Below are 24445 nucleotides of genomic sequence, written 5' to 3'. Positions count from 1 at the left end.
ACATTCCCCTAGCGTGAAAATAGATGCGCTGCCTGGCCGTGCAGCTTGATGGTTTTTCAGGCCGGTCTTCTGACTCGGATTCATCTGAACCAGGCGCCTTCCCGGCATACGCCAGTGGCATCTCGCCTGGTTCATCCTCCTTACAGCGTTGGGCACGTGGCGGAATCACACCGCCTTCCCGATTCTCCTGTCGCCTTGCAGCGACGGGCACCTGAAAGCCGCCATCATCAAGGTGAAGCAAGGATTATGTCAAGGCAGGACATTAATTCTTTATGGCAACAAACCGCCATATTTGTGACATTTGGTCATAAAAAATAGTGTTGAAAAAACGGTCGTTTTTGAACAGATGGCTTATGCCCGCTTTCTGTGGATAACCTTGCGTACAGCCAACCACATCCGCGCGCAATCCCAATGCCGGCGTCGATCTTCTGGCGAGCCTACAAAACAGGCAGCTTGGACAAGTCCCCGACAAAGCTCGCCATCCAAATGTTTTTGTAAGAACAATCGTGTGCATCAATGGGGCGTGGGAGGGGCTGGACAGAAGGGGCCACTTTGAAACTCCGGAGTCTCCATGGTGCCGCGTCCATGGTGGCAGACTGTAGGGGCCCTCCAAAATTGGTTATGCCCACCAAAGCATCATGCAGCGATTTAAGCGACTCAATTATGAGTTGGTTGATTTTTGGGCTTTATGTCATAGCTTCACCGAACCACTGGCATGGCCGGGCTGATGCTGATAATGCAGGCACTCGGTGCTTCAGCCTAGTCGTAATCGAAGCTGATCGTGCGTAATCGATCAATTTGTTCGTCAACGAGAAAATGGCGGTGCTGGGTCGGGCATTTTGCAGACAAGCAGAATTTCGGTAACGCTGAGTATGTTGGACGGATTTCAAATCTAACCGAGCCGGGTTCAAGTGCGCCGAACCCGGTGGAGGCGGGATGCCGCTGGGGTGCTGCCCGTGTAACGTTTTTGTGCCGCTGTCGAGGACACAGGCACATAAATTGTTGCAGACTGGCCCCGTGAACTATGTGCAGGTGCGCAAGATCGTGGCCAGCATCAGGAGCGAACCGAACGACACTTTCACCTTTGATTCGGCATCCTGGACGATTAACGCATGCATCTGCTGACACAGGGGCAGGGGAGTGGCTAATTTGGGTATTTTGCTGGTATCCACTTTGCTGGCGCGAGTTGGTATTCGCAAAAATACCAGCATAAAATCTGGCTGTTAACTGCCAAACTTTGGCGCAACGGGCGTAAAAAAACCCCTAAGTGATTGATTTCTTAGGGGCTTTTCATGCAAACTTGCGGTGGTTTGCGGTGGTTTGCGGTGTCTTTGGTAGTGATAGGTGGACTTGAACCACCGACCCCAGCATTATGAATGCTGTGCTCTAACCAACTGAGCTATATCACCACTAGTTTATGCGGCTACTGTCGTAACCGGCATTATTCAGGCCAAATATACTGCCAGAACAACTAAGCCCTGCATTATGACAAACGACTTTTTCTCTGTCAAGAAAATTGTCGCGCCTGTCAGGGCAGTTGCATGAAAGCATTTGGTCTAACTACTGAATCCGGTCCACGAAAAGCATGAAGAAAGCGTGATGACAACGGATCACTGCGTCGGATGGGTTGCATCATCCTACTAATCTGGCGTGCATGATTTAAGTCGCTTGATTGATGTGCAGCAATGCCTGATCGATCGCGTTTGGATTGAGGCAATCCAGTGCAATCTGCTGCGGCATTGCGCGCAGCCACGTTAGTTGGCGTTTGGCGAGTTGGCGGGTGGCGATGATGCCTTTTTCGCGCAGAGTGGGCAGGTCGTATTGTCCGTCCAGGTATTCCCAGGCCTGGCGATAACCGACGCAGCGGATGGAGGGCAGGCCGGGATGCAAATCGCCGCGTGCGCGCAGGGTTGCCACTTCGTCGAGCAGATTGTGGCCGGGGCCGCCTTGTAGCATGGCGTCGAAGCGGGTTTCGATGCGCTGGTGCAGCACGCTGCGATCCGATGGTTCCAGCGCCAGCGGCAAGAGAGTGAAGGGCAATTCGGTTTTGGGCCGCAACGCCAGCAGTTGCGACATCTTTTGGCCTGTTAGCGCAATGATTTCCAGCGCGCGCTGGATGCGTTGCGCATCGTTGGGCTTGAGCCGTTCCGCGGTGGCCGGATCGAGCTGCGCCAGTCTGGCGTGCATGGCGGGAGTGCCGATTTGGGCGGCTTCGAGATCGAGTTGCGCGCGCAGGGCCGGGTCGGCTGCTGGCAGAATGTCCAGTCCATCCATCAGCGCCTTGAAATACATCATGGTGCCGCCGACCAGCAATGGCAACTTACCGCGGGCGCGGATTTCTGCGCTCAGTCGCAGTGCATCCTTGCAGAATTGCGCGGCAGAATAGGCGTCCAGCGGGTCGATGATGTCGATCAGGTGGTGCGGCGCGGCGGCTAGTTCGGCTGCGTTGGGCTTGGCGGTGCCGATATCCATGCCGCGATAGACCAGCGCAGAATCGACCGAGATGATTTCGGACGGTATCCGGCGCGCAATCTCCAGCGCCATCGCCGTCTTGCCGGAGGCAGTCGGGCCCATGATGGCGACCGCCAGCGGTTTGGTTTGCTTGTTTTGAGAATGCGTCATTGGCCGCGTAGAAATAGTTTGTCGAGGTCAGCGAGTGCTAACTGTACCCAGGTAGGGCGGCCGTGGTTGCACTGATCTGCGCGTTCGGTGGCTTCCATCTGGCGCAGCAGCGCGTTCATTTCCGGCACGGTGAGTGCGCGGTTGGCGCGCACTGCGGTATGGCAAGCCAGCGTGCCGAGCAGCGCATTGCGCCGTTCGATCAGCACCCGCGAGCCGCCGAATTCGCGGATGTCGCGCAGCACGTCGCGCGCCAGGCTTTGCGCATCGGCGTTTTTCAGCAATGCCGGCACGGCGCGCACCGCCAGCGTGGTGGGCGATACCGCGCTGATGTCGAAACCGAGCGATTCCAGGATGGCGCGGCTTTCTGCAGCGGTGCCGACTTCCACCGCATCGGCGTAAAAGGTGACGGGGATCAGCAGCGCCTGTACCTGCAGCGCATCCGCGTCCAGCGCGTTTTTGAGTTGCTCGTACAGGATGCGTTCATGCGCGGCGTGCATGTCCACCAGCACCAATCCCTGGTTGTTTTGCGCCAGGATGAAAACCCCGTGCAATTGCGCCAGCGCGTAGCCAAGCGGATGGTCATAGTCGTCGTTATCGGCGTCGTCCGGCAAGGTCTGCATTGGTTGAGGGGCGATAGCCGGGGGCAATGATTCCGTCGCCGCGGCGGCGAACAGCGCGCCGTAACTGGCGGTCGATTGCGCCACGCCGAAGCCGGAGTTTGCCCGGCTGAATTGTGGTGCTGCAGCGTCGGAGCGCAACTGAGCGCCAAACGTGGTTTGCTGCTGCTCGCGCATCCACGGCATTGCGCCCGAAGGTGACGCCAGCGGTGCCGGCGCGGTGCCGAATGCGGTGGCCGAGGTTTGCGCCAGCGCGCGCTGCACTACGTGGAACACGAACTGGTGCACTGCGCGGCTGTCGCGAAAGCGCACTTCGATCTTCGACGGATGGACATTCACATCGACCAATGCCGGATTGAGCTCCAGTGCCAGCACGTAGGATGGGTAGCGGTCGCCGTGCAGCACGTCTTGATAGGCGGCGCGCACGGCGTGGGTGAGCAGTTTGTCGCGCACGAAGCGGCCGTTGACATAGAAATACTGCGCGTCGGCGCGTGCCTTGGCGGCGGTCGGCAAGCCGGCGAAGCCGTGCAGGCGCAAGCCGCTGGCGGCGTCGCCGGCGGATTCGTCCAGCGCCAGCCGGGCCGCGGCGAAGTTCTCGCCCAGGATATGGGCGCTGCGTTGCGCCACTTCGGTTGCGTTCCAGTGGTCGATGGTCTTGCCGTTGTGCGACAGCGAAAAAGAGACGTCCGGCCGCGCCAGCGCGATGCGGCGCACCACTTCGGCGCAATGGCCGAATTCGGTCTGTTCGGTCTTCAGGAATTTACGCCGCGCCGGGGTATTGAAATACAAGTCTTGCACATCGATGGTGGTGCCCGGCGCGCCCGAGGCGGGCGCTGTGCTGCCGGCAGATGTGCCGGAAATTTCCCATGCATGGGCGGCATCCAAGGTGCGCGAAGTCAGCGTCAGTTGCGCCACCGAAGCGATCGATGCCAGCGCTTCGCCCCGAAAACCCAGCGTGGCGACGTTTTCCAGGTCGTGCAGCGAGGTGATCTTGGAAGTTGCATGGCGCGCCAGCGCCAGCGGCATCTGCTCCGGCGCGATGCCGCGCCCGTTGTCAGTGATGGCGATGCGCTTGACGCCGCCTTGCTCCAGCCGCACGGTGATGTGGGTGGCGCCGGCGTCGAGCGCATTTTCAAGCAATTCCTTGACCACCGCAGACGGCCGCTCCACCACTTCGCCGGCGGCGATTTGGGAGATCAATTGGTCGGATAAAGCCTGGATTGGGCGGTGTGGGTCGAGCGGAGCATTCATGGCCAGATTATAGCTGGGTGTGCTGGTATCATTCTGGACCCCAATCGATGGGCTGGATATCTTAGGAGAAGTATGGAATTCATGCAATTTTTCGACATGATCTTGCATGTCGACAAGACGCTCGGTCATTTGCTGGAAAACTACGGGGCCATGGTGTACGCGGTGTTGTTTGTGATCGTGTTTGCCGAAACCGGGCTGGTGGTATTTCCGTTCTTGCCGGGCGATACGCTGCTGTTCATTGGCGGCGCTTTTTGCGCCACAGGCGCGATGGATGTCTGGCTGTTGGTCAGCATATTGCTGGTCGCAGCGGTCGGTGGCAATACGCTCAATTACTGGATCGGCTCCGCCATCGGCCAGAAAGTGTTTACCCACGATTACAAATGGATCGACAAGAAGGCGTTGCACAGGACGCACATGTTTTTTGAAAAACACGGCGGCAAAACCATCATCCTGTGCCGCTTCGTGCCGATTGTGCGTACCTTTGCACCGTTTGTGGCCGGGGTGTCGAAGATGACATTCAGCAAATTCCAGCTGTTCAACGTGACCGGTGCGTTGCTGTGGGTGGGCGGACTGGTTGCTGCCGGCTATTTTTTCGGCAATATCCCGATCATTCGAGACCACTTGAACACCATCGTTTTAATCGGTGTGGCCGCTGCGGTGGTGCCGCTGATGCTGGGCGGGCTGTGGAAGTTTTACCGGAAAATAACCGGTAAGTCGCTGGCCTGAGATGCTCTGGCATATTCCAGATTGTTAGTAACTGTTGACCCCCGCTATGAATACCCCCTCGCCCGCTTGCGGGAGAGGGTCGGGGAGAGGGTGACTGCAAAGTTGACGACTTAATTAATCGCTGCACTCTTCGTGGATGCTTTGTCGGGGGTAGCCCGACGGCTACTCACTTTTCTTTGCTTCGCCAAAGAAAAGTAAGCAAAAGAAAGGCGACCGCAGACTTGCCCTTCGGGTCCCCGTTTGTGTGCTGCAAAAAATGGGAAATGAAGGAACTCGCTTCGCTCAAACAGCCTTCATTTCTGATCCATTTTCTGCAGCACACAAACGGCTGCGTCCCCAGCGGCTTAACATCAAAAACAGCGTCAATACAACCGCTAATGACATAAAGTTGTCACTTAGATATCAACATCATACTAGGCTGAGGAGAGATATGGTTGTTGTTATTTACCTAGAGTATGCCAAAAAACATGCCAATTACCGCATATATGTATGCGGTAATTAAAAATACATAAAGCAGTATGTTGTTCTCTAAGGGCTTTCCTGCAAAACCCGCTCACAGTGTCGTTTTGCGCAGCCGCAGCGCGTTGGCGATCACCGATACCGAGCTGAAACTCATCGCTGCGCTGGCGATCATCGGGCTGAGTACGATGCCGAACCAGGGAAACAGCGCTCCGGCGGCAATCGGCACCCCGACAAAGTTGTAGACGAAGGCGAAGAAGAGGTTTTGCCGAATGTTCTTCATCGTGTGCTGGCTGAGCAGCCGGGCCTTGGCGATGCCGCGCAAGTCGCCCTTGACCAGCACCACATGTGCGCTGTTCATCGCGATATCGGTGCCGGTGCCCATCGCGATGCCGACATCGGCCAGCGCCAGCGCCGGCGCGTCGTTGACGCCGTCGCCGGCCATCGCAACGATGCGGCCCTGCTGTTTCAGTTCCTCGATCAGCTTGAATTTATCCTGCGGCAATACTTCCGCCTTGACTTCATCCAGTCCGAGTTGGCGGCCAACCGCTTCTGCGGTGGCGGCGTTGTCGCCGGTCAGCATGATGATGCGCAAGCCCGAGGCGCGCAGCAAATGCAGCGCTTCCGCGGTGCTGGCCTTGATCGGATCGGCCACGCTGATCAAGCCGGCAAGCCGGTTTGCGCTGGCGATAAACATCACCGTTTGACCTTGTGCGCGCAATGTCTGTGCGCTATCGCGTAGCGCGCTGGTGTCTGCTCCGGCATCGTCCATCAGGCGCTGGTTGCCGAGCGAAATCAGCGCTCCGCCGATGTGGCCTTGCACGCCTTTGCCGGTGACGGAATCGAACTGCTCGACCGTCTGCAGCAGCGCGTTCTGTTCCTGTGCGTAATCGACGATTGCTTGCGCCAGCGGATGCTCGCTGAGTTTTTCCAGCGCGGCCGCTGCGGCCAGAACCTCGGCTTGGCTGAAACCGTCGGCGGCGATCACGCTTTGGACTTTCGGCTTGCCTTCGGTCAGGGTGCCGGTCTTGTCGACCACCAGCGTATCGACTTTTTCCAGCCGTTCGAGCGCTTCGGCATTCTTGATCAGAATGCCTTCGCCGGCACCGCGGCCGATCCCGACCATGATCGAAATCGGTGTCGCCAGCCCCAGCGCGCAAGGGCAGGCAATGATCAGCACCGATACTGCAGCTACCAGTCCGTATGCCATCGCCGGCGCCGGGCCGAGCCAGCTCCACAGCAGAAAGCTGAGTACCGACGAGGCCATCACCGCCGGCACGAACCAGCCGGAAACCCGGTCGGCCAATTTCTGGATCGGTGCGCGTGAGCGGCTGGCCTGATTCACCATTTGCACGATTTGCGACAGCAGCGTGTCGGCGCCGACTTTCTGTGCTTGCAGCAGAAAAGTACCGGTCTGATTGACGGTGCCGGCGCTGGCTTGGCTGCCGATTGTTTTAGTGACTGCCATCGGCTCGCCGGTAATCATCGATTCATCGACATTCGAGCGGCCGTTGGTCACTTTTCCATCAACCGGTACTTTGTCGCCCGGCTTGACGCGCAGGATGTCGCCGACCTGAACCTGATCCAGATGGACTTCTTCCTCGCTGCCATCGATTTTTACCCGCAGCGCGGTATTCGGCGCCAGCCCCAGCAGCGCGCGCACCGCGCCATTGGTGCGCGAACGGGCGCGCAACTCCAGCACCTGGCCCAGCAGCACCAGCGTGATGATGACCGCCGAAGCTTCAAAATACAGCGGCGCCATGCCGTTCATCTTGAACGCTTCCGGCAAGGCTTCGGGAAACAGCAGCGCTATCACGCTGAACAGGAAGGCGGCCGAAGTGCCCAGTCCAATCAGGCTGAACATATTGAGATTCCAGCTGCGGAACGAGTCAAACCCGCGCTGGAACAGTGGCCAACCGGCCCACAACACTACCGGCGTAGCCAGCACGGCCTGCAGCCAGCCGAACGCGTTCATGCCGATCCGGTGCCCGATATCTGCGCCGGGGATCATGTCGCCCATCGTCATCAGCAGCAAGGGCAGCGACAGCGCGGCGCTGAATTTCAGGCGGCGCGTCATGTCGTCGAGTTCGCTGGTGTCCTCTTCGATGCTGGCTTCCATCGGTTCCAGCGCCATGCCGCATTTGGGGCAGGTGCCGGGGCCGACTTGCTGTACCTCAAGATGCATCGGGCAGGTGTAGATCGCATCTGCGGCTGCCGGCGTCGTCCTTGGTTTAGCTGGCGTCATCGGTGTGGGTGGATGGGCCAGAATCCCTTTCGGATCGGCGTTGAATTTGGCGACGCAGGAAGTGCTGCAGAAGTAATAGGTGACGCCGTTGAAAGTCGCCGATTTGTCCGGATTGGCGGCGGCCTTCATGCCGCAGACCGGGTCGGTGTAGGGTTTGTCGATGGCTGGCGCAGATGCTATCGGCACCAACGGTCCTGTCGGCGCGGCCCCCGTCACCGAAATCTTCAGCAGCTTGGCCGCTTGCACATAAGCCAGCGGATCGGCTGTGAATTTGGCGAGGCAGGAAGTACTGCAGAAATAATAGGTCTTGCCCTGATGAATCGCCTTTTTGGACGGATCGGCGCTCACCGTCATGCCGCAGACCGGATCGGTGTACTGCTTATTATTTTGGATTGGAGCCGGTTGTTCTGGTTGTTCGGGTTGTGCTGCTTGTGCTTTATGTTGCGAATGGCAACAGCAATCTTGATGTGCAGGTGGAGTTGGCGTGGGATCTTGTTGCGGGTTCATTACTGTTCCTTGTCTTGTGGTGCTAACCGATTGACATTAGTATAGACTCCGTACCCAACAACAGAGTCAAGTCAATTTTGACAAAATCCATGCAAATAGAAAATTTTACGATTGGACGCCTGGCGCGTGCCGCCGGAGTTGGGGTGGAGACGGTGCGCTACTACCAGCGCCGCAAGTTGTTGCCGCTGCCGGTTGCGCAAGACAGTGCGTTTCGGACCTATCCTGTGGCGTTAATTGATCGCATCCGCTTCATCAAACGTTCGCAGGAATTGGGGTTTTCGCTGGATGAAATTGAGGCATTGCTGCAACTGGAAGACGGCAACGACCGGGCAGCGATTCGCGAACTGGCGGCCGACAAGTTGCAGCATATCCGCGCCAAGATGGCCGATCTGGCACGGATGGAAGCTGCGTTGAGTCATCTGATCGGTGAATGTACAGCGACCGGCCAGTCCCAGCCCTGTCCGATCATTGCAGCGCTGGCGGGGGCGACATGCTGCGCAAAATAGGATGGGTGCAACCCATCGTGTTTGTTGTTTAGATACACGATGGGTTGCACCCATCCTACGAAACTCCCGGTAACCGGATCAAGTCATCCGGTTCTTCGATAGCGGCGGATTTTTCGCAAAGTATTTCTTGATACCATTCATGATCGCGTCGGCCATCTGATCCTGATAGGCGTTATCAGTCAGCTTGGCTTCTTCTTCGGGGTTCGAAATGAAGGCGGTCTCGATCAGCACCGATGGAATGTCGGGTGCTTTGAGCACCGCAAAACCGGCTTGCTCGACGGAACCTTTGTGCAGCCGGTTGATGCCGCCGATCTCGCCCAGAATCGCTTTTCCAAGCTTCATGCTGTCATTGATCTGCGCGGTGGTGGACAGGTCGAGCAGCACGCTGGCCAGCTGCCGGTCATGGTTCTTGATGTTTACGCCGCCGATCAGGTCGGCCGCGTTTTCCTTGTTGGCCAGCCAGCGCGCAGAAGTTGAAGAAGCGCCTTTTTCCGAGAGCGCGAACACCGACGAGCCGCGCGCGGTCGGCAGCACAAAGGCGTCGGCATGGATCGACATGAACAGATCGGCCTGCACCCGGCGCGCCTTTTGCACCCGCACATGCAGCGGCACGAAGTAATCGGCGTCGCGGGTCAGCATCACGCGCATATTCGGTTGTTGTTCGATCTTAGCTTTCAGGCGCTTGGCAATCGCCAGCACGATATTTTTCTCATAACTGCCGCCGCGACCGACCGCACCGGGGTCTTCGCCGCCATGACCGGGATCGATTGCGACGGTGATCATGCGCGTCATGACTGGCGCATTACCGCTGCGGTTCTCGGGCTTCGGCTCGATTTTGGCAAGCGGCGGTTCGGGCTTGATCTGCGGTAGAGTATCGATGGTTGCCGTCGGGGCGTCGAAAGGCCGGTCGACCGGCCGCTCGCCTGATTCGATCAGGGCGGCAATCGGGTCATATTCGCGGGTCGGATACAGATCGAATACCAGCCGGTGCTGGTATTCGCCGACCGGCGCCAGGGTAAACACTTGCGGCCGGACTTCCGTTTTCAGATCGAACACCAGCCGCACCACGTTCGGACGGTTTTGCCCGACGCGCACCTGGCTGATGTAGGGATCGTTGGACTGAATCTTGGCGATCAGCTCCTTCAGGGTTGGATTGAGCTCCAGCCCTTCGATATCGACCACCAGCCGGTTTGGATTTTGCACCAGAAAATGGCTGGCTTTCAGGTCACTGTCGTTTTCCAGCGTGACGCGGGTGTATTCGTCCGACGGCCAGACCCGCACTGCGACGATTTGAGCGGCAAATGAAAGCGACGGTGCGATCAGGGATAGCAGTAGTGTGCTGCCGGCTTTAAGGACGATGCGGCGGGTTGCCGCTGTGCTGCCAGGTTTCATAAATTGGGTGCGAAGTGCAGGCGGTCGAGGCATTGTGACCCTTTGGCTGACAAGGCCTGTAATTCTACATCACGCCCCAGTCCTGCCACAGTCAGAAACACGCTGATATCGGGCGGCGGAAGTACTGTATCGGCTTTTTCCGGCCACTCGACGATGCAGATATTGCGCTCGTTAAATGCTTCCCGAAAACCGGCATCGAGAAATTCTTCCGCAGACTGCATCCGGTACAAGTCAAAATGGATTAAATGCACCGCCTCGCCGTCGATGTCGATGGTATAGGGTTCGGCCAGCGTATAGGTCGGGCTTTTGACGTGACCGGCGTAACCGGCCGCATGTAAAAGAGCTCGGGTCAGCGCGGTCTTGCCGGTCCCAAGCTCGCCGTGCAGGTATATCGTCAAACCTGGCGCCAGCGCGCGCGCCAGTGCTGCGCCCAGCGCGACGGTGCCGGCTTCGTCATGTAGATGGATCTGGAGGTGGAGTTGCTGCATCTCGTAAAATGGTTTCTCTTGTTTTGACTAATTTTGATTAATTTTGACTTCAGCTGGTTCATGTATATGACTGAGAATGATAATTTACTCGCACTGGCGCTACGTATCAAGGCGTGGGGGCGTGAACTCGGGTTTTCCGAGGTGCGTATTGCCGATATCGATCTCGCGCATGCCGAAGCCGGCTTGCAGGCCTGGCTCGATAAGGGCTTTCATGGCGAGATGGGATATATGGCCGCGCACGGCATGAAGCGCGCCCGGCCGGCGGAACTGGTGCCCGGCACCGCACGCGTGATTACGCTGCGCATGCCGTATTTGCCCAATTTGACGCAGTCGGCGTCCGGCTGGCGCGACAAGGAAGAAGCGCGCCAGAGCCAGCCGGCGGCGGCGAAGATATCGATCTATGCGCGCGGACGCGACTATCACAAGGTGTTGCGCGGGCGTTTGCAGCAGTTGGCCGACCGTATCAAGGCCGAAGTGGGCGAGTTCGGCTATCGGGTGTTCACCGATTCGGCCCCGGTGATGGAGGTCGAGCTGGCGCAGAAATCCGGTCTCGGCTGGCGCGGCAAACATACGCTGCTGCTGAGTCGGGACGCCGGTTCGATGTTTTTTCTGGGCGAATTGTTTACTGATTTGCCGTTGCCGGTGGATGCGCCGATCACGCCCCATTGCGGCGCTTGCAGCGCCTGCATCGACATCTGCCCGACGCAGGCGATAGTCGCGCCGTATCAGGTCGATGCCCGGCGCTGCATCTCTTATCTGACGATTGAACTTAAGGGCAGCATCCCGGTGGAATTGCGCGGGTTGATCGGCAACCGCGTGTACGGTTGCGACGATTGCCAGCTGGTGTGTCCGTGGAACAAGTTTGCACAACAGGCCACGGTTCCCGATTTCGAGGTGCGCAATGGGCTCGATGACGCGATGCTGGTCGATCTGTTCGGCTGGAGCGAAGAGCAATTCAATCGCAATCTGGAAGGCAGTCCGATCCGCCGCATCGGCCATGAATGCTGGCTGCGCAATCTGGCGGTGGGTTTGGGCAATGCGGCCGGATGCGGCGTTGATGCTGCAGCCATGGTGACAGCGCTCAAGGCGCGGCTGGAGCATCCAAGCGCGATGGTGCGCGAACATGTGATCTGGGCGCTGGAACAGCATGGCGCGGTTTGATATTCTCCTCGCCCAAAATGATGGCGCACCCTATTACGCGGCGGCTGAATAATTGCGATTTTCGTAAAAACATGGGGTATGGCAATTTACATGGCATTTACCGCATATATTACTTGCCTAAATTTAATATACTCATGTCAATATATTTGCTGAACGGCGAACTTGATCAATTCGGCCTGGCCGTCGATGTTGAGCTTGCGCTTGATGTTCAGGCGGTGGGTTTCGACCGTGCGCACACTCAGGGCCAGCGTGAGGGCGATTTGCTTGTTTGATTTTCCCTCGGCAATTTGCTGCAGTATTTGTCGTTCGCGCGCAGTCAGTAACAGCACCGGCGTCATCGGTCGCGACAGTTGCCTGACCAAGGCCGCACTGTAATAAATGCCGCCAGAAATGACGGTTTCGATCGCAAACACGATGTCCTGCCCCGGCGCGTCTTTCAACACATAGCCGCGCGCACCTGCTTGCATTGCCTGCATCACGTATTCAGCCTTGTCGTGCATGCTCAATATCAGCACCGCGATTTGCGGGAACATTGCATGAAACTGCGCGGTCAGTTCGATGCCGTTGATGCCCCGTAGATTGATGTCCATCAGCACCAGATCGATTTCCATGTTGTGCGCGTGATGCAGCGCTTCTTCCGCATCGCCAGCCTCGGCCACCACCTGGAAAGCGGCAACCGCCTCCAGTCGGGCGCGCAAGCCATCGCGCACCAGGGGATGGTCGTCGACCAGCAGAATTTTGATCAATGGTTTGGCGGACATGGGATGGTAGAGAGTTAGTGTCGCAGCACGGAGGCCTGCACCGTGGTGCCGTTGGGTGACGAGGTGAGACTTAACTTTCCGCCGACAGCTTCCAGTCGCTCTGTCATGTTGCGCAAGCCGATGCCGCGCTTCGGGTGGCCGTCGACATGATCGACGTCGAAGCCGACCCCATCGTCGCAAATGACCAGCGTGACGCAGCGCGCATTGCCTTCCAGCCGCATCGATATCTGGCCGGCGCTAGCGTGGCGCTCGATATTGGTCAGCGCTTCCTGGGCAATCCGGAACAGCACCGTATTGGCGACATCGGGCAAGCCGTCCGTGGCGCCGGTGGCATTGAAGTCGGTCGGGGTGGCGGCATGCGCGATGAATTCATGCGCCAGATGCTTTAGCGCTGCCGCCAAACCGAGGTCGTCCAGAATCGCCGGGCGCAGGTCGTGTGAAATCCGGCGCACTTCGCCCAAGACGTCATTGAGTTGCGCCGCCGTGCGCTCGAACGTGAGCCGCGCCGATGCGGATTGTTCGGGCGTCCCCGCCAGTTTGATGATGCCGGCCTCGATTTGTAATTTGATCGACACCAGCCACTGGCTGATGCCGTCATGCAGATCGCGTGACAATCTGGCGCGTTCTTCCTCTTGCGAATGGACCACGCGTTGCGCCAGCACCTTGAGCTTGGCATCGGCCACGCGATGCTCGCTGATGTTCAATACCAGGCCTGACAGCGCCACTGCAACCGCGCTCAGGATTGCAATCGCGGCGATCCAGAGCATCGTGTTCTGGATATTGCCCGAGACTTGCGCATCGATTTTTGCCAGCGCCTCATCCACATCGTCCAGATAAATGCCGGTGCCCAGTATCCAGCCCCAGTGCGGCAGCGCAACCACGTAAGCGAGTTTAGGCGCGGTCTTGTGGCTGGACGGCTTGACCCACTGATAGCGCACGAAGCCACCGCCTGCGTTGGCGCGGTTGATTAGATTCTGGATCGTCGGGCTGCCATCGGCATCTTTCATATTCCATAAGTTCTGGCCGACCAATTCCGGCTGGCGCGGATGCATGATGTTTTTGCCGTGCAAATCGTAGACGAAGAAATAGCCGTCATGCCCGTAATCGAGTTTGGACAGGATGGCCTTGGCTTGATCCAGCGTGGCGGAGTCGGTTCGGCCCGATTCGTACAGGTGCGCGATCGAGCGCGTTGCCAGACTGACGTAGTGGGTCAGTTCGGCTTTCTTGTTCGCCAGATACGCGGTCTGGATCGAGGCGCGCTGCTGCTGTCCCAAGGTGGTTGCCTGCTGGCGCACTGCAAGCGCAATTGCGCATAGAGCCAGAATAAGCGGCACGATCGCAAGCAATATGATTTTTTGCCGTAATTTCATGGCGCTACTTTACCGCTAATTCGATCCGACCTTGTGCGTAGTACTACGCATGCGTTTTACGTAGTTCCGCGCTTGCGGACGAAAGCCTCATGCCAAATACTGTGCAACAAGTCGCAAAGCGCTCAAAAAAAACCTTTTGAAGCGCAGTTTTTTGCATTTGAAAAACAATAATTCATCCCATTTTGGAGGAAGACAATGAATTTACTCGTCAGTAAACTTGGCTGGTTCGCGCTCGCCATCGTCGGCGCATTCGCATGTGGCCTGATCGCCTTGGAACACGGCGAATCCATCAGCGCGGTCTGGATCGTCATCGCATCGGTCTGCGTCTATCTGATCGCGTACCGTTTTTACAGCCTGTTCATCGCCAACCGCGTTTTGGGATTGGACGCCACTCGCATGACGCCCGCGCACAAGTTCAATGACGGCCTGGATTTCGTGCCCACCAACAAATACGTGTTGTTCGGCCATCATTTTGCCGCGATAGCCGGGGCCGGCCCTTTGGTTGGCCCGGTGCTGGCGGCCCAGATGGGCTATATGCCCGGCATGCTGTGGATTCTGGCTGGCGTCGTGTTCGCCGGCGCGGTGCAGGATTTCATCGTGCTGTTCATTTCGATGCGACGCGACGGCCGCTCGCTGGGCGATCTGATCAAGTCTGAATTGGGCCAGGTGCCGGGCGTGATCGCCCTGTTCGGCACTTTCATGATCATGGTCATCATCCTGGCAGTGCTGGCGCTGATCGTGGTCAAGGCTTTGACCGATTCGCCGTGGGGCAGCTTTACCGTGATTGCCACGATCCCGATCGCGCTGCTCATGGGCGTGTACACCCGTTATATCCGTGTCGGACGCATTGGGGAAGTGTCGCTGATCGGCTTCGTGCTGCTGATGTTGGCCATTGTCGGCGGGCAATATGTGCAGGAAATTCCGGTGCTGGCCGCGATGTTCACCTTCAGCGGCAAGGAATTGACCTGGATGCTGATCGGTTATGGCTTCGTCGCGTCCGTGCTGCCGGTCTGGCTGCTGCTGGCGCCGCGTGATTATCTGTCCACTTTCCTGAAAATCGGCACCATTGTCGGTCTCGCGGTCGGCATCATGCTCCTTTCGCCGCACCTGAAGATGCCGGCCTTCACGCAGTTTGTCGATGGCTCCGGCCCGGTCTGGTCCGGCAGCCTGTTCCCGTTCCTGTTCATCACGATCGCCTGCGGCGCGGTGTCCGGTTTCCATGCGCTGATTGCTTCCGGCACCACGCCCAAGATGATCGAAAACGAGAGCCATGCGCGCTTCATCGGTTACGGCGCGATGCTGATGGAATCGTTTGTGGCGATGATGGCGCTGGTTGCTGCTTCGACTATCGAGCCCGGCGTGTATTTTGCGATGAACAGCCCGGCCGCGCTGATCGGCAGCACTGCTGAATCTGCCGCGCAAGCGATTTCGCAATGGGGTTTTTATGTCACGCCGGAGATGCTGACGCAAACCGCGCTGGATGTCGGCGAGAAATCCATCATTTCCCGCGCCGGCGGCGCACCGACCCTGGCGGTCGGGATGTCTCAGATACTGTCGGGCTTTACCGGCGGCAAGGCGATGATGGCGTTCTGGTACCACTTCGCGATTTTGTTCGAGGCACTGTTCATTCTGACCGCAGTCGATGCGGGTACTCGCGCCGGGCGCTTCATGTTGCAGGATTTGCTCGGCACCTTCGCGCCATCGATGAAGCGTACCGATTCGCTGGTGGCCAGCCTGACGGCAACCGCTCTGTGCGTTGCCGCCTGGGGCTATTTCCTGTATCAGGGTGTGGTCGATCCGCTGGGCGGGATCAATACCTTGTGGCCGCTGTTCGGCATTGCCAACCAGATGCTGGCCGGCATCGCATTGATTCTCGGCACTTGCGTGTTGTTCAAGATGAAGCGCGACCGTTTCGCCTGGGTCACCATCCTGCCCACCATCTGGATCTTGATCTGTACGCTCACCGCCGGCTGGCAAAAGATGTTTGATGCCAATCCGCGCGTGGGCTTCCTGGCGCACGCCAGCAAGTTCAAGACCGCACTCGACGAGGGCAAACTGCTGGCACCGGCCAAATCGATCGAGCAAATGCAGCAAGTGATCTTCAACGATTACCTGGACGCCGCACTGAGTGGCTTCTTCATGCTGGTGCTGCTCAGTATGCTGGTGTTCGGCATCAGGACGGTGCTGGTGGCGCGCGCTGCGGGCAAGGTTACTTCCAAAGAGACGCCATTCGAGACATTGCCGGCCAGCGCAATGCCGCAAGCCTGATGTTTGATGAAATAGCCAAGGCGGGGCGTTATCTCGGGCAATCGATGCGACTGATGGTCGGCTTGCCCGAGTACAGCACCTACGTCACGCACATGGAAGCGACGCATCCTGACTTGCCGATGATGTCGTATGAGGAGTTTTTCCGCGAACGGCAAGAGGCGCGTTACGGCGGCAATGGCAAGGTCGGGCGGTGCTGCTGACAGTTTTGCCGACGGTTGTTGCTAACGATGTTGCTCATATTCGCGGCGGTTGCAGGTGCGCTCACCGCGCACCTGATCATCACGCGCAGATGTTCCGTTGCAATATATTGCAGGGGAGTATGGCTTGAATATATCTGATTACCGCATATATCCAGGCGGTAATTTAAAATACCCTATCCCGTATAGGACTTGCGAAAGCGCCCGGTGGGAAGGTGCGACTAATGCACCAGCGCCAGCCAAACCGGCAGGCTCAGTACCGATAACACGGTTCCTGCCGAAATCAGGAATGCCACAAACGGCCCGTTGCCGCCCAGCCGGCTAGCCAGCACATAGGCGCTCGATGCGGTCGGCAACGCGCAAAACATCACCGCCATTTGCAGTTGCAGCGGCGGCAGCCGCAGCCAGGTTCCGAGCCCGAAAGCCAGCGCCGGCACCGCCAGCAATTTAACGCCGATGAAATACGCGGCGATTCCTTTGGATGCGTGCAGGCCGGAGAGCTGCAAACCGGCGCCCACCGCGATCAGCCCCAGCGCAATCGAAGCGTTGCCGAGTCGCGCCAGCGTCGCGCCCAGCACGTCCGGCAGCGCCACGCCGGCCAGATTGCACAGCGTCCCGGCGGCGGTCGCCAGCAGCAGCGGGTTTTTAGCCAGCTCCTTAAGCAGGCCGCCATTCTTATGCACCAGCGCATGCACTGCCGCCATATTGCACAGCGGCACTGCAAAACCGATGATCAGCGCCATCAGCGCCGTGCCTTGCTCGCCCGCCAGCCGCGACGCCACCGCCAGCCCGATATACGAGTTGAAACGGAAGGCTGTTTGCACGCCTGATTCGAAAATCATCGGTTTCGAGTGGAACAAAGGCTTCGCCAGCCAGCCCAGCGCGATGCCGCTGCAGCAGGCCGCCAAGCTCACTACCAGCAGATTGCCGGTGGCATGGAAATCAAATGGTGTGCGTGCGGTCGAATAGAACAACAGCGCCGGAAACAGGATGAAATACACCAGCCGGTCCACGCCCGGCCAGAAGTCATCGCCCCAGCGCATGCAGCGCTTGAGCAGAAAACCGAGCAGGATCAGGGAGAAATCAGGGAACAGGAGGGAAGCTATCGACATGCGGCGATCACAGCCTTATTGGTTGAGCGCAATTATCTGCGCATGCTTGCTAAATACCCGATCGCGTCCGCCTTGTTTGGCCAGGTACATGCGCTGGTCGGCCAGCTCGATCAACGTTTTCCAGTCGGGGGTCAGATCGGCGCTGCGCTCGGCGATACCGATGCTGGCGGTCAGCGGCGTGCCGTCGGGACGGATGCCGAAACCAATGCTGCGCAGCCGCAACAGCGCCGCTTCCGCCTGCATCAGATCGGTGTTGGGCATGATCAGCACAAATTCCTCGCCGCCCCAGCGCGCCAGCATATCGCCACCGCGCAGATTGCTGTTGACGATGGCGGTCATGTCGAGCAGCGCCTTGTCGCCGGCTTCGTGACCGAAGCTATCGTTGATGCTTTTGAAGTGATCCAGATCGATGAAGGCTACCGACAGCGCTGTATTGCTGCGGTTGGCGATGGTGTACTGCAGTTCCAGAATTTCCTCGCCGCTGCTGCGGGAAAAAACTCCGGTCAGCGGGTCGCGGATGGCCTGGCGCACCAGAGCGATCATGAACGCCAGCTGGCTCATGCCGGCCAGCGTCGAGACGCCGGTGATCAGCACCAGCAGCCAGAAAGCGCCGGCGAACGACGGCCAGTCCAGCGTGACCCAACGCAGCGAGCCGGCGATACCTTGGGCGATCAGGATCGGGCTGGCGATCACCAGGTTTTCCAGCAGGGTGAGCGGAAAGATGGCCAGTCCGGCCAGCAGCACGAACGGCAAAAAGGCATAACCGGCGCCGATTGCAGCTGAGATGCCGGTCAATTGGTAGTGACTGAGCAACGTGTATGAGGCGACATAAAAAGCGGTCGGGATGGCAAACAGCAGCGCCATCGCGCGGTAGGCATCGAACAGGTCGCCGTTGGGCCGGTAATACAGCAACAGGCTGGCGAAGGCAGCACATGCCAGCAGCCGCATCAGGGCCAGGTTGAACCACAGCGGAAAGGGGAAAACCACCAGATCGACCACGCTCCAGAGCGGTGTCAAGACCGCGAACAGGAATGCGAACAGGCGCACCCGGTTGACGATCATGGTCGCGCGCCGCCGCGCCAGCAAGCTCAGATGCGGATGGGGTGACGCCAGCCAGCTCAGTTCTGCCTGTTGAAGTTCTCCCGGCATCAGGCCGGTCAGTCGGTGCCAGACGAAGTCTGTAATGCGCAACATGGTCATTTTTATAGTCTCGTTTTGATTGCTTAAATACAATTTTTTGAGAATGATATCAGATCAGAAAAGCGTCGCGCGTTACAAATTGGTATGTATGAGGCTGTAACCAAATGCGCATAGCATTGCTGGCGTCAGATTTTGCATGCAATTGCTATGCCCGGCACGCATTTGCGCTGCTTGGGTATTGTGATTGCCCAGATATTTTCGTTGTCGAATCCATGTGCGGCACCGCGAAAAGGGAGGGTGGAGTGCGGCTGTTCACTGGGCGGTTTTGTTCGCAAATTGCAAATGATACAGATTGGCGTAGACGCCATTGGTGGCAAGCAGGTCATGATGGGACCCTATTTCAACGATGCGACCGTTGGCCAGTACCGCAATCCGATCAGCGCGTTCAATCGTTGACAGCCGGTGCGCGATCACCAGCGTGGTGCGGCCTTGCATCAACTGGTCCAGCGCAGCCTGCACCGCGCGCTCGGACTCCGAGTCCAGCGCGGAAGTCGCCTCATCCAGAATCAGGATCGGCGCATCCTTGTAAATCGCCCGTGCAATCGCCACGCGCTGCCGTTGGCCACCGGACAGGCGCATGCCGTTCTCGCCGATCATCGTCTCCAGCCCGTCCGGCAGCGCAGCCACAACGTCGCTCAGATGCGCCGCCTTGACGGCAGCCGCCAGTTTTTCCCGGTCCACATGTTCGGCGCCGTAAGCGATATTGGCGCCCAGCGTGTCGTCGAACAGGACTACATTTTGGCTGACCATCGCCAGTTGCGCACGCAAGCTGGCCAGCGCGATTTCATCGAATGCAATGCCATCAAGCGATATCCGGCCGGAAGTGGGCGCATAAAAACGCGTCACCAGATTGACCATGGTGGACTTGCCGCCGCCGGAGGTGCCGACCAGCGCAATCGTTTCGCCCGGCGCGATGTCGAGCGTGATGTCGGTCAGCGCCGGCGGGCTCGTAGGCGAGTAGGAAAATGAGACTTGGTCGAAGCGCAAATGCCCGCGCACGCGCTCCAGCACTGTGGTTCCAGGGTCAGCTTCGACCGGCGCATCCATCATCGCGAACACCGTTTCAGCTGCGGCCATCCCGCGCTGCAGGGGACCGTTGACCTCGACCAGACTTTTGAGCGGCGCCAGCAGCATCAACATGCTGGTGATGAACGCGGTAAATTCGCCCGGCGTCATTTTTTGCTGCAGCGCCAGCACAATCACTACGGAAACTGCCACCGCGGTCGCGATTTGCGTCACCGGCACCGTCGCCGCAGCGGCGACCGTCATGCGCTGTGAAAAGCCGCGCAGCGCTTCGCTGCGCGCTTCGAAGCGCTGGCGTTCATAGCGTTCGCCGGAAAACACCCGGATCACTTGATGGCCGCGCGCCGCTTCCTCCACCACTTGCGTCATCTCGCCGGTGACGCGCTGGTTTTCGCGGTTCAGGCGGCGCAAGCGGCCTGTTGTCAGCCGCACGATGCCGGCGGTGAGCGGCACGATGACGAGTGCGACCAGCGTCAGACGCCAATTCAGATAAAACAGGGTGGCCAGCAAGCCGATCACCGACAGCGTGTCGCGCACAAAGGCCAGGAACACCGAGTTGACCATGTCCACCACCTGGCGCACATCGCCGATGATGGTGTTGATCAAGGTGCCGGTCGACTCCTGGTGAAAGCGCGACACCGGCAGACGCAGCAGGCGGTCGAACATCCCGCGCCGCAAATCGTTGAGCGTGCGGCTGATTACCCAATTGTTCAGATAGGCGGTTGAAAATGTGAAGATGCCGCGCAGCGCAAAAATCGAGATCAGGATCGCAGGCACCAACCACAGGCTAAATGCAACCCGTTGCTCGCCAAAGCCGTTATCGATCAAGGCCTCCATCGCTTTGACCAGCATCGGCTGGGTGCTGGCGGTGCCGGCCATCGCCAGCAGCGCCAGCAACGCGCGCGACCGGTAGGGCCGGATAATTTTCAGCAAGCGTTTGATGACAGCACTATTTTCCATCAGTTCTCTTTTTTATACAGGCACAAGCGTCTTGAACAGGAAAGTCATCAGGTTTGTGCCGAGTTGAATGACCTGCAGTAACAGTAATGCTGGCGATGCGCGGCGTCACTCAGCGCGACCTTGCCTTCAGATATTTCAGATACCAGCGTGCGCTGTCCAGCAGCTTGCCGCGCTTCAGTAGAAAGCGCGACAGCATTCTCATTTCACGGGAATTCCTCGGTGCCGGATCGAGCGCCATGTCGGACCAGGGCGACAGCGCATGATATTTGACGAACAAGGCACGCGATTCGTGCCCGGTCCAGTCGGTCCACGGCTTGACCGCGCCGGCGAAGTGGATGAATACCGCATCGTCCACCGGACGCATCCGGGTAATGTTGCGGTCCAGGTCATGGATCAGGTCGTAGATGTAATTCCATTTCGGCGCGATGAAACGCGCGCGTCCATCCAGCACGATGTTCAGCGCATCCTGATCGTTGAAGCGCAATTTCTTGCCGAACTTTAAAAGCGCCTGCATGGCTTCTTCCGTGATGTTGTTGCTGATCCAGTTCTCGACATTGATGAAGATGACGCCGCCATTGAAATAGCGCGGGTGCTTGAGCTGCAGCGCGGCACAGCGCCGTCGGGTCGTCTCTTCCGCATCGGGCACGACCAGCGCGATATCGGCGCCGATATCCATTTCGATCAACTCATCGAGCTTGCCAACGCACAGGATGTCCGCGTCCAGGTACAGCACCCTGTCCGTCACGCCCTGCAATTCCGCTGGAATGATGAGGCGCGAAAAAATCGACAGCGAGTAATACGAAAACTCGATGAAATGCGTGAATTTATCGAACAGGGCCGGATCGATGATGTGAAGCTGCGTGCGCACATTCGCTTGCCGATCCAGTTGCTGCAAGCGCTCACGCTGCTGGTCGGATACCGAGAATGCGAAGACATGGAAAGTGAAGTGAACGCCCGGGTTGTTCTCGAGAATGGAGGTGATCGTTGCGCCCATGCTGCGAAAATAATGGTCGTCGACGCAAAATGCGATATGGAACGACGGATCGGCCGCAGGACGGCGCGCTTCAGATAGTGCGTTCGATTCAGTGCTCATTCAGATGTCTTTCATTACTTGTTCTACGGTGATCGCCTTGACCCATTCGCGCCGCTGTGCGGTCATGATGAGCGTGCTGTTGTCGTGGTCGATTGGCACCCACTCCGGATTTTTCTGGCGCATCAGAGCGATTACGGGCACATGCACCGCATTGGCCAGATGCATGACCGCGGTTTCTACCGAGATGATCAGATCGCACTTTTTCAACATTGCGGGCAGTTGGAAAAAATTATCTTCGGCGCAAAACAGTTCCGTGCGCAGCAGCGCATAGGCGGCGAATACCTTGCGCGCGCCGGCCAGTTCATTGGGCGCTGCGTTGACGATGAAGCAGGCATCGCGGAATCTTTCCTGTTGCCGCATGGCCGCGATCAGTTCCGCCACGCGTTCCAACGGCCAGCAACGCTTCTTCGACTTCGCGAACGGATTGATGAAGACGAGTTTGCCGCTGCGATCGCCGAAGCCCCATGCCGCCAGCTTGTCATTTGCCTCGTGCAGCCACGTTTCGGGAATCGTCACGAACGGAAACCGCGCTGCGGGCAGGATTTCGATTCCACACAATTGGCGGAACCAGTCGGCATACACATCGCTGATGTGCTGCGGATTGCGCCTGTCGACCGAATACGGCGGGATCAAACGATCCAGCTTCCGGTATCCCAGCAGATGATGCAGCTGAAAAAGTCCAACCCTCGCTTTCATCCCCACCACCAAGCCGTCGCCGGCGATGGACCGGGCCAGCGCGGCGTAGCGTTGCGGGCGCAGCGTCGCTAGCGACACCACGATCGGATACGCTTCCTGGCGGGCTTCATGGATTGATTCCCGGTACAGTTCCGGACTGTAAGTGCGCTTATATATCTTGTGGAAGAACGGGCAGGCGGCGACCCAGTCGTAGAGCGAATATTTTTTCAGGTGTTCCCATTGCGAAGCGTCACCGGTGCGGCGCACTTCGTCCACCCACAAGTCGATCTGGATCTGCGGATAGGCTTGCGAGAATGCCTGAAAGCAGTTCTGGAGATAGGTGAAATCTCCCAGCGCGAGATGTGCGATGAACAGTATTTTGTTCGATTTGCGGAGCAATTCCGGCGCGATGAGTGGTTGTGTCATAAAATTTTTTTCAACGTTTCGTCACTGTCTGTGGTGGTATCGATTCGCAGGACCCGGTGGCTTGCGGCTTTTGAAAAATTCGACACGCGGGTTGCTTGCGACCGGCGACTGGTCATGGTACGCCGTGATTGGCACCATGAACTGCGCTATAAACAGCGCCGCTGTCTTCCTGCACGCGCAGCAACGACCAGAGAATGGCTAGCGTGAATGCGAAAATCATGACGCCGTTATTGTGCGTCAGAAAGGACTGAGTCAGTCCAAAGAACATGTAACAGACGCTCAACAACACTCCCGCAACTGCATAGGGGCGGGCTGCTAGGTGGGCATTCGTCACCCGTCTTGCGAACAGCACCAGCGGAACCAGGTACAGAGCCAATAGCGCGATTAATCCGAGCAGGCCGCGCTTGACCAGCGCATCGAGATACTCGTTATGCAGATGGTTATGCTCCCCCGGGACCAGCCTGACCTTGCCTGCCTCGACCAGGCCCGACGCTCCTTTCAAATAGCCTTCCTTGCCCCAGCCCAGCCACGGCCGCTCGGGAAAGAGCAGCAGTCCGGTGCGCCACATCTCCAGCCGGGCGCCGACTGAAGATGTGGCGTTGCCGGTTTTGAAATAGTCCTGCGCCTCCGCGACAGCCAGCTTTACCCGTGCTTCCATTGGAAGTCGGGGCATGGAATATAAGACGCCAAACAGCACCAGCATGGCAGCAAGGCTGGCTGCGATATGGCGTCTGTTCAGCGCGCCGCCGTAACACCGGTAGACCACCAGAAGCGCCACGGGAAGGCCGACCCAGCTGCCCCGGCTCCCGCTGAGCAAAGAGCCGAGCAAGCCCAGGCAGATCCCGCCCGATAAAAGACTCAACCAGAATACGGAGCGGCGCTGTGACGCCGCCCAGCCCAGACCGGCCAGGCATAAAATTCCGAGCAACAGGCTGATGTTGCCGAATTGAATTGGATTGGTAAATCCTGCAGCGCGCGTGCCGGCTACTAAAAAAAACTGCCATGCCGCGAACAGACCGGAGGAAATTGCGCCGGCAGCCAGACCGCCCCAAAAAAACTGCGGGATTGGCGGAAAGACCCGCAGCAAAAGCAGCACTGGAATTGCCAGCAGAAAGCGCATCGGACTATCGTATTCGCGGATCGCCGCTCCATGCACTGCATTGGCAAGGCTGCCGGCCAGGAAATAAAAAGCCAGCACCGAGATCAATGCCATTTCTTCGCGTTGCAGCTTGCGTTGCAGTTTAATCTCGGCGCGCTTGGGCAGCAGGACGACGCTGCCAGCTAGCAGCAGCACCGCACCGACTGAAAATCCGCTGGGAATGACGAGCGCAATCACATAAAAAAGAAAGACCGCGAAAGACGTGTAAACAACCATTAAAAAAATCC

Annotated in this window: 18 protein-coding genes, 1 tRNA gene and 1 riboswitch; of the genes, 5 read left to right on the top strand and 14 right to left on the bottom strand. The window is 58.2% G+C overall.

All coding sequences use genetic code 11. The features are described from left to right. Window positions 1-42 precede the first annotated feature (42 nt). Window positions 43-230, bottom strand: a riboswitch (cobalamin riboswitch). A gap of 1102 nt (window positions 231-1332) precedes the next feature. From FKCLFG_RS10610 to mutL, 3 genes are all read right to left on the bottom strand, one after another. Then, window positions 1333-1409: transfer RNA gene (locus FKCLFG_RS10610), tRNA-Met, on the bottom strand. 250 nt (window positions 1410-1659) lie between these two features. Continuing rightward, complete coding sequence (miaA, locus tag FKCLFG_RS10605; RefSeq protein ID WP_472613057.1) at window positions 1660-2622, bottom strand: tRNA (adenosine(37)-N6)-dimethylallyltransferase MiaA; 963 nt, start codon at window positions 2620-2622, stop codon at window positions 1660-1662. After that, a complete protein-coding gene (gene mutL / locus FKCLFG_RS10600) occupies window positions 2619-4490 on the bottom strand; it encodes a DNA mismatch repair endonuclease MutL (RefSeq protein ID WP_472613056.1) in 1872 nt (623 codons plus the stop codon). Before mutL ends, miaA begins: the two co-directional genes overlap by 4 nt. Before the next feature lie 72 nt (window positions 4491-4562). On the opposite strand from mutL, the gene FKCLFG_RS10595 reads away from it, so the two are divergent. Further along, window positions 4563-5216, top strand: a complete 654-nt coding sequence (locus FKCLFG_RS10595; RefSeq protein WP_472613055.1) for a VTT domain-containing protein — start codon at window positions 4563-4565, stop codon at window positions 5214-5216. 553 nt (window positions 5217-5769) lie between these two features. Here FKCLFG_RS10595 and FKCLFG_RS10590 read toward each other — a convergent pair. Continuing rightward, window positions 5770-8427, bottom strand: a complete 2658-nt coding sequence (locus FKCLFG_RS10590; RefSeq protein ID WP_472613054.1) for a heavy metal translocating P-type ATPase — start codon at window positions 8425-8427, stop codon at window positions 5770-5772. Between the two features lie 89 nt (window positions 8428-8516). Here FKCLFG_RS10590 and FKCLFG_RS10585 point away from each other — a divergent pair, with 89 nt between their 5' ends. Then, the gene (locus tag FKCLFG_RS10585) at window positions 8517-8933 is read left to right on the top strand and encodes a MerR family transcriptional regulator (protein WP_472613053.1); all 417 of its coding nucleotides are present in this window, start codon (window positions 8517-8519) and stop codon (window positions 8931-8933) included. A gap of 78 nt (window positions 8934-9011) precedes the next feature. Here the strand turns inward: FKCLFG_RS10585 and FKCLFG_RS10580 are convergent, their stop codons facing one another. After that, the gene (locus FKCLFG_RS10580; RefSeq protein ID WP_472613052.1) at window positions 9012-10358 is read right to left on the bottom strand and encodes an N-acetylmuramoyl-L-alanine amidase; all 1347 of its coding nucleotides are present in this window, start codon (window positions 10356-10358) and stop codon (window positions 9012-9014) included. Next, the gene (gene tsaE, locus FKCLFG_RS10575) at window positions 10322-10813 is read right to left on the bottom strand and encodes a tRNA (adenosine(37)-N6)-threonylcarbamoyltransferase complex ATPase subunit type 1 TsaE (protein ID WP_472613051.1); all 492 of its coding nucleotides are present in this window, start codon (window positions 10811-10813) and stop codon (window positions 10322-10324) included. The genes FKCLFG_RS10580 and tsaE overlap by 37 nt, the downstream gene beginning before the upstream one ends. A 66-nt stretch (window positions 10814-10879) precedes the next feature. Between tsaE and queG the strand changes: the two genes are divergently transcribed. Continuing rightward, a complete protein-coding gene (gene queG, locus FKCLFG_RS10570) occupies window positions 10880-11974 on the top strand; it encodes a tRNA epoxyqueuosine(34) reductase QueG (RefSeq protein WP_472613050.1) in 1095 nt (364 codons plus the stop codon). 137 nt (window positions 11975-12111) lie between these two features. Here the strand turns inward: queG and FKCLFG_RS10565 are convergent, their stop codons facing one another. Further along, window positions 12112-12735 (bottom strand): response regulator, encoded by a 624-nt coding sequence (locus tag FKCLFG_RS10565; RefSeq protein ID WP_472613049.1) that lies wholly within the window; start codon window positions 12733-12735, stop codon window positions 12112-12114. A gap of 14 nt (window positions 12736-12749) precedes the next feature. Next, entirely contained in the window at window positions 12750-14105 is a 1356-nt protein-coding gene (locus tag FKCLFG_RS10560) for a cache domain-containing protein (protein ID WP_472613048.1), read from the bottom strand. Window positions 14106-14300: 195 nt separating this feature from the next. Between FKCLFG_RS10560 and FKCLFG_RS10555 the strand changes: the two genes are divergently transcribed. Beyond that, window positions 14301-16373 carry a carbon starvation CstA family protein gene (locus tag FKCLFG_RS10555; RefSeq protein ID WP_472613047.1) on the top strand — a complete coding sequence of 691 codons (2073 nt, stop codon included), beginning with the start codon at window positions 14301-14303 and terminating at the stop codon, window positions 16371-16373. Beyond that, window positions 16373-16573: a YbdD/YjiX family protein gene (locus FKCLFG_RS10550; RefSeq protein WP_472613046.1), complete on the top strand. Its 201-nt coding sequence runs from the start codon at window positions 16373-16375 to the stop codon at window positions 16571-16573. Before FKCLFG_RS10555 ends, FKCLFG_RS10550 begins: the two co-directional genes overlap by 1 nt. Before the next feature lie 218 nt (window positions 16574-16791). On the opposite strand, the gene FKCLFG_RS10545 is transcribed toward FKCLFG_RS10550, so the two are convergent. From FKCLFG_RS10545 to FKCLFG_RS10520, 6 genes are all read right to left on the bottom strand, one after another. Then, window positions 16792-17682, bottom strand: coding sequence for an AEC family transporter (locus tag FKCLFG_RS10545; protein ID WP_472613045.1), 891 nt, complete (start codon window positions 17680-17682; stop codon window positions 16792-16794). 15 nt (window positions 17683-17697) lie between these two features. Continuing rightward, window positions 17698-18876 carry a GGDEF domain-containing protein gene (locus FKCLFG_RS10540; protein WP_472613044.1) on the bottom strand — a complete coding sequence of 393 codons (1179 nt, stop codon included), beginning with the start codon at window positions 18874-18876 and terminating at the stop codon, window positions 17698-17700. Window positions 18877-19134: 258 nt separating this feature from the next. After that, a complete protein-coding gene (gene msbA, locus FKCLFG_RS10535) occupies window positions 19135-20865 on the bottom strand; it encodes a lipid A export permease/ATP-binding protein MsbA (protein ID WP_472613043.1) in 1731 nt (576 codons plus the stop codon). A gap of 109 nt (window positions 20866-20974) precedes the next feature. After that, window positions 20975-21958, bottom strand: a complete 984-nt coding sequence (locus FKCLFG_RS10530) for a glycosyltransferase family 8 protein (RefSeq protein ID WP_472613042.1) — start codon at window positions 21956-21958, stop codon at window positions 20975-20977. Next, window positions 21959-23059: a glycosyltransferase family 9 protein gene (locus tag FKCLFG_RS10525; protein WP_472613041.1), complete on the bottom strand. Its 1101-nt coding sequence runs from the start codon at window positions 23057-23059 to the stop codon at window positions 21959-21961. A 112-nt stretch (window positions 23060-23171) separates the two neighbouring features. Then, window positions 23172-24434, bottom strand: a complete 1263-nt coding sequence (locus FKCLFG_RS10520) for an O-antigen ligase family protein (RefSeq protein ID WP_472613040.1) — start codon at window positions 24432-24434, stop codon at window positions 23172-23174. Window positions 24435-24445: the final 11 nt, after the last annotated feature.

It is taken from the genome of Gelidimonas denitrificans (assembly GCF_055694065.1).
Note: the sequence above shows the minus strand (reverse complement) of the source record. Positions and strands in the feature narration are given on the sequence as shown.